This window comes from Streptosporangium sp. G12 (assembly GCF_052983175.1).
The window spans coordinates 1-9,591 of the sequence record NZ_JBRIQO010000027.1; the positions used below are offsets into that span (position 1 = coordinate 1).

A 9,591-nucleotide genomic window follows, 5' to 3' on the forward strand; every position below is an offset into this window, starting at 1 on the left:
ACCATCTCCGGCACCAACGTGGTCTACACCCCCGCTCCGGGCTTCGTCGGCACCGACACCTTCACCTACACCATCACCACCGACTGCGGAACGGCCACCGCCACGGTCACCGTCACCGCCACCTGTCCCTGGAAACCGGTCAACCTGGTCAACGGCAGCTTCGAGGCACCACCCGTGGCCACGATCGACTGGATGATCCCCGATGCCTCCACCAACCCGAGCACCGGCTGGCACACCACCTCGGCCGGTCGCACGCTGGAGTTCTGGCAAAGCGGCCAGGGCGGAGGCGGGAGCCCCGTCCCGGCCGCCGACGGCCAGCAGTTCGCCGAGCTCAACGCCGACCCGGCCGTCCTGCTCTACCAAGACGCGCCCACCGTTCCGGGAACACCGATGACCTGGTCGGTGTATCACCGGGGCCGCATGGGGACCGACGTGATGCGGGTGCTCATCGGCGCGCCAGGCGCGCCCGTGGCCCAAACCCCCGCCGGGGCCTCCTCCCCGGACATCTCCGACGGCAACACCGCCTGGGGCTCCTACACCGGGGTGTATGTCGTGCCTCCGGGACAGACCACCACCCGATTCGCCTTCCAGTCGGTGTCGGCCGCAGGGGATAATCCGGGGCTCGGCAACTTCCTGGACGGCGTGGTATTCCAGACGCCGCCCTGCCCAGCCGCGACACGAACGCCGTGAAGGCGGACGCAACCTCGGGTGCGCACACCGCAAACCGATCGGTCGCTGACCCGCGACCGCTCAGCTCCCTGACCGGGTCTGTCGATCAAACGGTGTAACCGATCGTTTTGGTTGTCTGCTTCTGGTCGGCTGACAGGCGTCCGTCGAAGGTGATCGCGAAAGCGTTAAGGGCGGCCTTCCATCGGGTGACCCAGCGTTTGCGGCCCTTGCCGGTCGGGTCCAGGCTCATGATGGCCATGTAGACGCACTTGAGCGTGGCCTGCTCGTTCGAAAAGTGGCCGCGGGCCTTGACTGCGCGGCGGAGCCGATGAGCCCGTGCCGCAACTCCGGCTCCCGTTCGACGGCCTCCGCCGGGAGCACGGCGGCAACAGGCGGGCACTGCTCCGGCGACCTCGCCGCCGAGGCCGGACAGACCGCCGTGGTGCCGACCGGCGACGCCTCGGCGCCGAGACCTTCGCCGGCGTGCTGCTCGGGCAGGCCCACCGCGCTGCTCAGGCGACCAGGACACGGCGACGGTTGCGGGACCTCCGCCCCGCGTCCCCCGGCCCCGGGACACCCCGCGGCCGGGGGTGACCGGTCAGCCGGTCGCCACGTGTTCCAGCAGCCAGTCGGCGAGGGGGCGGACCTTGCGCCAGCCGTCGCGTACCTCGGTGAGCGCCTTGCGGCCCTGGAGCCTGGACTTCGGGACGGTCCGCTCGGCTCCCAGCGATTTGTGACGGATCAGCTCGATGCGCGGATGGTCCGCGGAGTAGCCGCGCGGCTGGGTCTTGACGCGCTCGCCGACGAGCTCGAACCCGTCCCGCACCAGACGGTCGGTGATCTTGACGAGTTCCTTGCCCGGCCCGTCGGCGTCCACCGCGGCCCGGTAGCGGGCGGTGTCGGCGGAGTCGAAGGAGTGGAAGCCCGCCCCCAGGAACAGCCCGTCGGCCTGGAGCTGGAGGTAGTAGCCGACGGTGCCGCCCACGCCGACCGTCACCCCCTGGTAGGTCTTGTACGGCGACTTGTCGCCGGTGAACCTGGTGTCGCGCTGCGGCCGGAACAGCTTGGCCTGCCCGAACTCGTCCTCCAGCTCCTCGAGCAGGGCGAGCAGCGGCTCGCGGACCTCGGTCTCGTAGGTCTCCTTGTTCCTGTGCCAGTGTTCACGAGTGTTGTCGGCGGCGAGTTCCTCGTAGAAGGCGAACGCCTTCCTGCCGATCCCCTGGAAGCCGGTGATGTCGTCTCTCCTCTCCTGCGCTCACGCTCGTACGCTCACAGCATGCCCGCGAATCGCTCGACGACCTCGCAGGCCTGCTCGGCGTTCAACCTCGGGTCGCAGGCAGTCCGGTAGCGCGACAGGGGCGGCGGCGCCGAGAACGGGCGCGGGGCGGACACGCACTCCGTCACGTCCTGCGGCGTCATCTCCAGGTGCAGCCCTCCGGGATGCTCGCGCAGGGAGCGCAGGATCCGGACGAACGCGGTGGTCTCCTCCAGGATCGCCTCCATCGGCCGTGTCTTGACCCCCGTACCCATCCGCATCGTGTTGCCGTGCATGGGGTCGCACACCCACACCACCGGCATGCCCCGCCTGGCGACCTCGCCCACCAGCTCGGGAAGCAGGCGCCGGATCCGCGCGCTGCCCATGCGCACGATGAAGGTGAGGTGGCCGGGGAGCGCGCCGGGGTTGAGCAGGGTACTGAGGTGGACCGCCTCGGCCGGGCCGATCGACGGGCCGATCTTGACGCCGACGGGGTTGGCGACCGAGGAGGCGAAGGCGACGTGCGGGCCGTCGACGGAGCGGGTCCTGTCGCCGATCCACACCGAGTGCGCCGAGGAGGCGTAGCGGCCCGTGGCACCGTCCCTGGCCAGGGGGTACTCGTAGTCCAGGAGCAGCGCCTCGTGCGAGACGTGCACCCGCTCGGTGGCCTCGCGCCCCTCCCAGGAGGCCCGTACGGCGGCCAGCACGCGCCCGGCGCAGTCGTAGGCCCGCAGCAGGCGGGTGGGGTCGGCGAAACGGGCGCCGGGCTCGGCCGCCGGGCCGTTGACCGCGTCGCCCCGGTAGGTGGGGATGACCCCGCCGTCGGGGGCGCTCTCCCACGACTCGGAACGCGGCTTGCCGTACTGCCCGGCCATCCGGCCTATCGCCACGACGCCGGCACCCGAACCGGCGCGCAGGCGGCCGGAGAGGGAGTGGAGCTGGTCGACCTTCCTGCCCGTCTCCTCGGCGTTGGCCTCGCGGAAACGCTCGGCGCAGTCGCCGCCCTGGAGCATGAACGCCTCGCCGCGCGCGACCCGCTCCAGCGACTTCGCCAGCGTCGCGCACTCGTCCTCGGTGACCAGCGGCGGCCGGGAGCGCAGCTCTCGCCTGACCTCCTCGAGCGCCTCCGGGTCGCTCCACTCCGGCTGCTGGGCGGCGACCGTGGTGGCCGTGGTGGCCGTGGTGGTTGTGGTCTTCACGATCCGTCACCGTCCCTGAGCCGGGCGCGGAGATCGGCCTTGTCGACCTTCCCCACCGGGGTCAGCGGCAGGGCCGCGACCACCTCGATCCGGTCGGGCACCTTGTAGGCGGCGACCCCGCGTTCGTGCAGGAAGGCCGCGATGGACGGCAGGTCGAGGGCGACACCGGCGGCGGTGCTCGTGTCGGTGTTCGTGGCGGTGTTCATGGCGGTGTTCATGGCGGTGTTCGTGGCGGTGCTCGTGTCGGTGTTCGTGGCGGTGGCGACGAGGTAGGCGCACGAGCGCTCCCCCATGAACTCGTCCGGCATGGCGACCACCGCCGCGGCGCGGACGCCCGGATGGGCCAGCAGGTGGTCCTCCACCTCGTCGGCGGGCACCTTGTCACCACCCCGGTTGATCACGTCCTTGACCCGGCCGGAGATGACGAGATGGCCCGACGGGGTGAGGCGAGCCAGGTCGCCGCTGCGGAAGAAGCCGTCCGGGGTGAAGGCGGCGGCGTTGTGGTCGGCGGCCCGGTAGTAGCCGCGGATGGTGTAGGGGCCGCGGGCGAGGAGCTCGCCGACCTCGCCGGGGGCCACCTCCTCGCCGTCCTCGCCGACGATGCGCACCTCGTCGGCCGGGGAGATCGGCTTGCCCTGCGTGGTCTCCAGCAGCTCGTCCGGATCGTCGCCGCGGCTCTGGCTGAGCAGTCCCTCCGCCATGCCGAAGGACTGCTGGACCCGCCCCAGTTCCTTGCCCACCCGGCGGGCGAGGTCCGGGGAGACCGCCGCGCCGCCGACCTGGACAAGGCGGAGGCTGGACAGGTCCTGCGGCGACCAGCCGGCCGCCTCCACCCACAGCAGCGCGAGGGAGGGCACCAGGCCGGTGACGGTCACCCGCTCCCGCTCGATCAGGGGGAACGCCTCGTCGGGGCTGGGTGCCGGGGAGAGCACGACCGTGCCGCCCGCCTGCAACGTGCCCAGCACGCCGGGGCAGCCGAGCGCGTAGTTGTGGGCCACCGGCAGGGCCGCCAGGTAGATCGAGGTCTCGTCGAGACCGGCGTTCTCCGCGCTGACCCTGATGTTGTACGCGTAGTCGTCGTGCGTGCGCGGAATGAGCTTGGAACGGCCGGTGGTGCCGCCCGACAGCAGGAACAGCGCGACGTCACCCGGCTCGGGAGTGGTTTCGGGGACGGCCTCGGGGCCTGCTTCGAGGTCGGCGAGGGCGGTGAACTCCTGCGGGTCGCCGACGACGAGCACATGCGCGAGCGACGGCGCCTCCGCCCGTACCCGGCGGGCGAGCTCACGGTGGTCGAACCGCTGGAAGACGTCGGGGATCACGTACGCGACGGCGCCGGTGGCCTCGGCGAGGTGCCCGATCTCGCTGCCGCGGTGGGGCGGCAGCGCCAGCACCGGCGGCGCGCCGAGACGGAACAGCGCGAAGCACAACACCACCAGCTCCGGAACGTTCGGCAGCTGCACCAGCACGCGGTCACCGTGACCGATCCCGAGGCGGCTCAGGCCCGCCGCCAGCCGGTCTGCCCGCTCGTCGAGCTCGCGGTAGGTCCAGCGGGTCTCCCCCGCCACCAGCGCGGTCCGGGAGCCGTGGGCGGCGGCGAGGCGGCGCAGCAGGTCGCCGAGCGTCTCACCGCGCCAGTAGCCCTCCCTCCGATAGAAGGCCGCGACCTCCGATGGCCATTCCACACATCCGGCAAGCATGGGTCTCCTTTCCCGGCGGCCTCCGCTCCCGGAGAGCCGCCGGTCGCCCGGCGGCTCCCGCGGGGCCACCTGTTCCTCGGCGTCCGCCCTCAGGGGGCCACCTGGTCGATCCGCCAGCCGCCGCCCTCGCGGCTGTAGCGGAACCGGTCCTGGACCTCGTCGGCGCGGCGCTGCCAGAACTCCACCTCCCCCGGCACCAGGCGGTAGCCGCCCCAGTGGACGGGGCGCGGCACCTCCTGACCGGAGAAACGCTCGCCGACCTCGGCCAGGCTCTCCCGGAGCTCCTGCCCGCCGTTCACGATCCGGCGCTGGTCGGTCGCCCACGCGAGCGACTGGATCCCCCTGGGCAGGGTGGCGAAGAAGGCGTCCGACTCCACGTCGGGGATCCTGGCCGCCTCGCCCTCGACGCGCACCTGGCGGCCCACCTCCAGCCAGCCGAAGCAGAGGGCCGCCCGCGGGTTGACGGCGAGGTCGGCGCCCTTGCGGCTGCCGTGGTCGGTGAAGAACACGAACCCGTGGTCCACGTACGCCACGTCCACCCAGCGGGCCGAAGGACGGCCCGCGTCGTCCGCGGTCGCGAGGACGGCGGACGAGCTCGCCGGACGGGCGGCGGCGAGCCACTCCTCGTGCCAGCGGCGGAACTGCGCCAGCGGGTCGCTCTCCAGTTCCGAGGGCTCCACCCCCTCCCTGCGGTAGGAGGCGCCCAGCCGCGAGAGGTCTGCTGTCATCGACATCTTTATTCCCTCTGTTGAATGTCTTTCGGCACCATGCCACGGCTGGCATGCTTTAAACGCTAATGCCTATAATTGAGAGACGCAATGTCAACCGGAGATCGGAGAGAGCCGATGAATACTCGCGCGCAGGAGGCCGCGGGAAATCTGCTGGCCCGGCACAGGGAAATAACCGGGCCGCGGACGTTCCGCCTGCTCGGCCTCGAATGGGACCTGCTGCCCGGCGTCTACGCGCCCCACCTGGCCCAGTCGTCGGCGCTGTACGCCGAGTGGATCCCCTATCCCCTGTTCGGGAGCTTCTGCGAGGTCGGCAGCGGCACGGGCTACATCGCCGTGACCGCCGCCCTGCGCGGCTGCGCCGAGGTGGCCGCGATCGACATGAGCCGGGCGGCGGCCGACAACACGCGGCGCAACGCCGAACGGCACGGCGTGGCCGATCGTGTCCGCGTGAGCTGCGGAGACATGTTCGAGCCGCTGGGCGAGGACGAGCGCTTCGACATGATCTACTGGAACTCCAACTTCGTCGAGGCGCCGGCGGGAGAGGCCCCGGCCGACGACCTCGACCGGGCGTTCTTCGACCCCGGATACGCCGCGCACGAGGCCTACCTCGCCGGCGCCGCGGCCCGCCTGCACCCGGGCGGCAGGCTGCTGCTCGGGTTCACCGACCTCGGGAACGCGTCGCTGATCGACGAGATCGCCGCCGGGCACGGCTGGCGCCAGGTCACCCTGCGAGCCGCGGAGTGCCTCGCGCCGCAGGGCCGCATAAACTACCGGCTGATCGAATTCCTCCGAGCCTGAAAAGGCTCGGAGGAATTCTTCCTCCACATTTATCCGGCGCCGTTCCCCGACAATTCATGTCGGAATCGTCACCGGCTCCCGATGATCGTCGCGGCGAATTACCGCCTCCGGTAGAGCCGAACGGAAAGTGGTGCCGATATCGCGGTCACCACCACCGTCCACGCCAGCGTGAAGAGTACCGGCGCCGCCACCGGGCCGCCCTGCGACAACCCCACGAGGGCGTCGCCGCCCAGGGAGAGCGGGTTGGCCCGCACGATCGGCTGCAGGAAACCGGGAAACTGCTCGAGCGGCACGAAGCCCGACGACAGGAACAGCAGAAGGGTCACCGGGGTGTTGAGCGCGCCGCTGACCGCCTGTTCGCTGGACGCGGTCAGCGCCACCACCATCGCCAGCCACAGGAACATCGAGGCGAACAGCAGGACGACCCCGAAGAAGGCCAGGGCGGCGAGCGGCCCCTGGGTGAAGCGGAAGCCGGCGAGATAGGCCACCGCGGTGGTGACCACCGCGACGATCAGAACCCGCACCAGGTCTCCGGCCAGCCTGCCCGTCAGGACCGAGAGCCTGCCGATGTCCATCGCGCGGAACCGGTCGACAAGGCCGGTCCTCAGGTCGGTGTGGAAGCCGATGCCGGTCCCGACCGCGCCGTAGGCGGCGCTGAACAGGATGATCACCGGGGCCAGGCGGTCGATGTAGGCGCCACGGGTGGCCGCGCCGACCAGCTCGCCGAAGACCAGCAGCATCAGGAACAGCAGGATGACGGGGAACATGACCGTGTCGGCGACCAGCTGCGGCGTCTTGAAGAACCTCCGCAGGTTGCGGCCGGCCAGCAGGCCGGTCTCGGTGAGAGTGTTCATGTCGCCCTCCTGAACGCCCGCACGGCCGCCAGGGAGAACAGGACCAGCAGCCCCGCCATCCACAGGAGCGCCCGCGTCACCGGGCCCGCGGTGGGCCCGCCCTCGGCCAGCGCCCGCAACGCGTCGATCACCGCGGTGACCGGCTGGAGGCGCACCACCGGCTCCAGCCAGGCCGGGAACGCGTCCGCGGGCACGAACGCCGAGGAGATCATCAGCAGCGGCATGTAGACGAGGTGCAGGGTCGAGGAGACCGTCTCCGGCTCCTTGGAGGCCAGCCCGAGCGCGCTCGTCCCTGCGGAGAGCGTGAGCGCGAACCCGACCGCCAGCGCCACGAACCCGAGCGCCGCGAGCGGCCCGGCCTCGAAGCGGAAGCCCGCGACGTATCCGGCGGCCACGATCACCGCGATCGCCAGCAGCGCGCGCAGCACGTCGGCGGCCATCCGGCCGACCACCACGGCGCCGCGGTTGATCGCGAGCGCGCGGTATCGCGCGAGGATGCCCGAGCGCCGGTCCGAGGCGAAGAAGAACGCGGTGGAGATGGCGACCGAGAACATCCACTGCACGACGAGTGCCGGTGGCAGGAACTGCGCGTACTCGATGCCCTTGACCTGCAACAGGTTGCCGAACAGGGCGAGGAAGCCGAACACGAAGATCACCGGGAAGACGATCATGGTGCTGATCGTGTCGGACACCGAGGTGAGCCGGATGTTGCGGCCCGCGAGCAGCATCCCCTGCCGCGCGAGGTTGCCGAGCCCGCGTTCGGTCCGCACCGGCACCGCGGTCACGGCCTGGCTCCCTGCCGCGCCGGCCCGCTCTCCGGGGTCCTCGCCGAACCGCCGTCGCGGGACTGCGATCCGGCGTCCCGGTTCCCGGAACCGTCGGAGCCGCCCGGCCCGCTTCCCGCGTCACCGTCGCCTGCGCCATCGTCTCCGGTGCCGTCTCCGGTGCCGTCTCCGGCGGCGCTGGGCGCCGTCCCGGTCAGCGCGAAGAAGACGTCGTCGAGCGTCGGGCGGCGCAGTGCCACGTCGTCGGGCTCGATGCCCGCGTCACCGAGGATCCGCGCCACCTCCGCGATCGTACGGACGGTGGCGCCGGGCACGGTGATGACGCCGTCGTGCTCGGCGGTGCCGTCCATCGCGCCGCGCAGGGCGCCGAGCGCCTTCTCGCGTTCGGTCGCCGACTCGATGTGGACGGCGCAGACGGTGCCACCGACCTGGTCCTTCAGCTCCCGCGGGGTGCCCTCGGCGATGACCACGCCGCCCTCGACGACGACGATGCGATCGGCGAGGCGGTCGGCCTCCTCCAGGTACTGGGTGGTCAGCAGGATGGTGGTGCCGCCGCTGCGCAGACCGGAGACGACGTCCCACACCTCGCGCCGCCCGGCGGGGTCGAGCCCCGTCGTGGGCTCGTCCAGGAAGATCACAGGCCGTTCCACCACGAGGCTGGCCGCCAGGTCCAGCCTGCGGCGCATCCCTCCCGAGTAGGAGCCCACCGGATCGCCGGCCGCCTCGGTCAGCCCGAATCCCGACAGGAGCTCCTCGGCACGCGCGTGGGCCGCCTTCTTGCTCAGCTTCAGCAGGCGGCCGAAGAGCACCAGGTTCTGGCGCCCGGTGAGGACCTCGTCGACCGCGGCGAACTGCCCGGTGAGGGCGATGGACGCCCGCACTCCGACCGGATCGCTCACCACGTCGTGGCCGGCGACCGTGGCGCGCCCGCCGTCCGGCGGGAGCAGCGTGCTGAGACAGTTGATCACTGTGGTCTTGCCGGCGCCGTTCCTGCCGAGCAGGCCGACCATGCTGCCGGGCTCGACCACGAATGACACGTCGTCCAGGGCCACCTTCTTGCCGAAGGTCTTGCGGAGGTGGTCGACGTCGATGCCGCCTCCGTTCATGGTGGTGCCTCCCTAGTGTGAGAAGTGGTCCCATCCATATGCCCGGGAGGAGAGCGGGAACCCGGGTCAGCTCGCCTGGGCCTCCTGGTTTTCCTCCTTCACGGGCGTCTGCTGGTGAAAGATCAGCTTCCAGCCGCCGTCGTGCCGCACGTAGGCGCTGGTCATGTAGAGCTGGAAGGTGAAATCGGTCTGGCTGAGCCGCACGACGGCGCGGTAGGTGATGATCGCGCTGTCGCCGGTGAGCGGCAGGACCTTGACGTCCTCCAGTTTGTAGTCGTCGAACGGTGAGGGGTTGGCGTCGATGTCGGCGGCGAGCTCCGCGCCGGTCTGCAGGCCGTCGGGCTCGACGCACAGCGTCTCCTCCGTGACCAGCCGCCGGTAGAACTCCCCGTCGCCCTTCGAGATCGCGCTCCAGCCCTGCTCCTCCAGGAGGAGCAGTTCCTTCTCGATGGCACCGTTACCCATGATGGTTCCTCTCTTTGACTCTGTCGTGGAAT

The 9,591-nt window shown here is 71.1% G+C and carries 10 protein-coding genes and 1 pseudogene; 2 read left to right on the forward strand and 9 right to left on the reverse strand.

Features of this window, described 5'->3' with window-relative positions:
- Window positions 1-690: Ig-like domain-containing protein (locus ACVCAG_RS34720; RefSeq protein WP_447191125.1), on the forward strand; the 690-nt coding region annotated here is incomplete at its 5' end.
- An 85-nt stretch (window positions 691-775) separates the two neighbouring features.
- Here the strand turns inward: ACVCAG_RS34720 and ACVCAG_RS34725 are convergent.
- The 5 genes and pseudogenes from ACVCAG_RS34725 to pdxH form a co-directional block, all read right to left on the reverse strand.
- Window positions 776-997, reverse strand: a pseudogene (locus ACVCAG_RS34725) (hypothetical protein); the annotation flags it as partial.
- Window positions 998-1,267: 270 nt separating this feature from the next.
- On the reverse strand, window positions 1,268-1,903 hold the full coding sequence (locus ACVCAG_RS34730) for a DUF2461 domain-containing protein (protein WP_447191167.1): 636 nt from the start codon (window positions 1,901-1,903) through the stop codon (window positions 1,268-1,270).
- Between the two features lie 35 nt (window positions 1,904-1,938).
- Window positions 1,939-3,123, reverse strand: coding sequence for a 3-deoxy-7-phosphoheptulonate synthase (locus ACVCAG_RS34735; RefSeq protein WP_447191126.1), 1,185 nt, complete (start codon window positions 3,121-3,123; stop codon window positions 1,939-1,941).
- Window positions 3,120-4,820 carry a (2,3-dihydroxybenzoyl)adenylate synthase gene (locus ACVCAG_RS34740; protein ID WP_447191127.1) on the reverse strand — a complete coding sequence of 567 codons (1,701 nt, stop codon included), beginning with the start codon at window positions 4,818-4,820 and terminating at the stop codon, window positions 3,120-3,122. Before ACVCAG_RS34740 ends, ACVCAG_RS34735 begins: the two co-directional genes overlap by 4 nt.
- Window positions 4,821-4,909: 89 nt before the next feature.
- Window positions 4,910-5,554 (reverse strand): pyridoxamine 5'-phosphate oxidase, encoded by a 645-nt coding sequence (gene pdxH / locus ACVCAG_RS34745; RefSeq protein ID WP_440085833.1) that lies wholly within the window; start codon window positions 5,552-5,554, stop codon window positions 4,910-4,912.
- A 111-nt stretch (window positions 5,555-5,665) separates the two neighbouring features.
- Here pdxH and ACVCAG_RS34750 point away from each other — a divergent pair, with 111 nt between their 5' ends.
- Window positions 5,666-6,349 (forward strand): methyltransferase domain-containing protein, encoded by a 684-nt coding sequence (locus tag ACVCAG_RS34750; protein WP_440085832.1) that lies wholly within the window; start codon window positions 5,666-5,668, stop codon window positions 6,347-6,349.
- A 98-nt stretch (window positions 6,350-6,447) separates the two neighbouring features.
- Here ACVCAG_RS34750 and ACVCAG_RS34755 read toward each other — a convergent pair whose 3' ends face one another.
- The 4 genes from ACVCAG_RS34755 to ACVCAG_RS34770 form a co-directional block, all read right to left on the reverse strand.
- Window positions 6,448-7,203, reverse strand: a complete 756-nt coding sequence (locus ACVCAG_RS34755) for an ABC transporter permease (protein ID WP_362690915.1) — start codon at window positions 7,201-7,203, stop codon at window positions 6,448-6,450.
- The gene (locus tag ACVCAG_RS34760) at window positions 7,200-7,988 is read right to left on the reverse strand and encodes an ABC transporter permease (RefSeq protein ID WP_440085831.1); all 789 of its coding nucleotides are present in this window, start codon (window positions 7,986-7,988) and stop codon (window positions 7,200-7,202) included. Before ACVCAG_RS34760 ends, ACVCAG_RS34755 begins: the two co-directional genes overlap by 4 nt.
- Window positions 7,985-9,094 (reverse strand): ATP-binding cassette domain-containing protein, encoded by a 1,110-nt coding sequence (locus tag ACVCAG_RS34765; RefSeq protein ID WP_447191128.1) that lies wholly within the window; start codon window positions 9,092-9,094, stop codon window positions 7,985-7,987. The genes ACVCAG_RS34760 and ACVCAG_RS34765 overlap by 4 nt, the downstream gene beginning before the upstream one ends.
- A 66-nt stretch (window positions 9,095-9,160) precedes the next feature.
- Complete coding sequence (locus ACVCAG_RS34770; protein WP_440085829.1) at window positions 9,161-9,559, reverse strand: nuclear transport factor 2 family protein; 399 nt, start codon at window positions 9,557-9,559, stop codon at window positions 9,161-9,163.
- Window positions 9,560-9,591: the final 32 nt, after the last annotated feature.

What these genes read in the sequence shown, in the direction of transcription:
- ACVCAG_RS34740 (WP_447191127.1), bottom strand. Translation starts at nt 4,820, where the DNA reads ATGCTTGCCGGATGTGTGGAATGGCCATCGGAGGTCGCGGCCTTCTAT.
- pdxH (WP_440085833.1), bottom strand. Translation starts at nt 5,554, where the DNA reads ATGTCGATGACAGCAGACCTCTCGCGGCTGGGCGCCTCCTACCGCAGG.
- ACVCAG_RS34750 (WP_440085832.1), top strand. Translation starts at nt 5,666, where the DNA reads ATGAATACTCGCGCGCAGGAGGCCGCGGGAAATCTGCTGGCCCGGCAC.
- ACVCAG_RS34755 (WP_362690915.1), bottom strand. Translation starts at nt 7,203, where the DNA reads ATGAACACTCTCACCGAGACCGGCCTGCTGGCCGGCCGCAACCTGCGG.
- ACVCAG_RS34765 (WP_447191128.1), bottom strand. Translation starts at nt 9,094, where the DNA reads ATGAACGGAGGCGGCATCGACGTCGACCACCTCCGCAAGACCTTCGGC.
- ACVCAG_RS34770 (WP_440085829.1), bottom strand. Translation starts at nt 9,559, where the DNA reads ATGGGTAACGGTGCCATCGAGAAGGAACTGCTCCTCCTGGAGGAGCAG.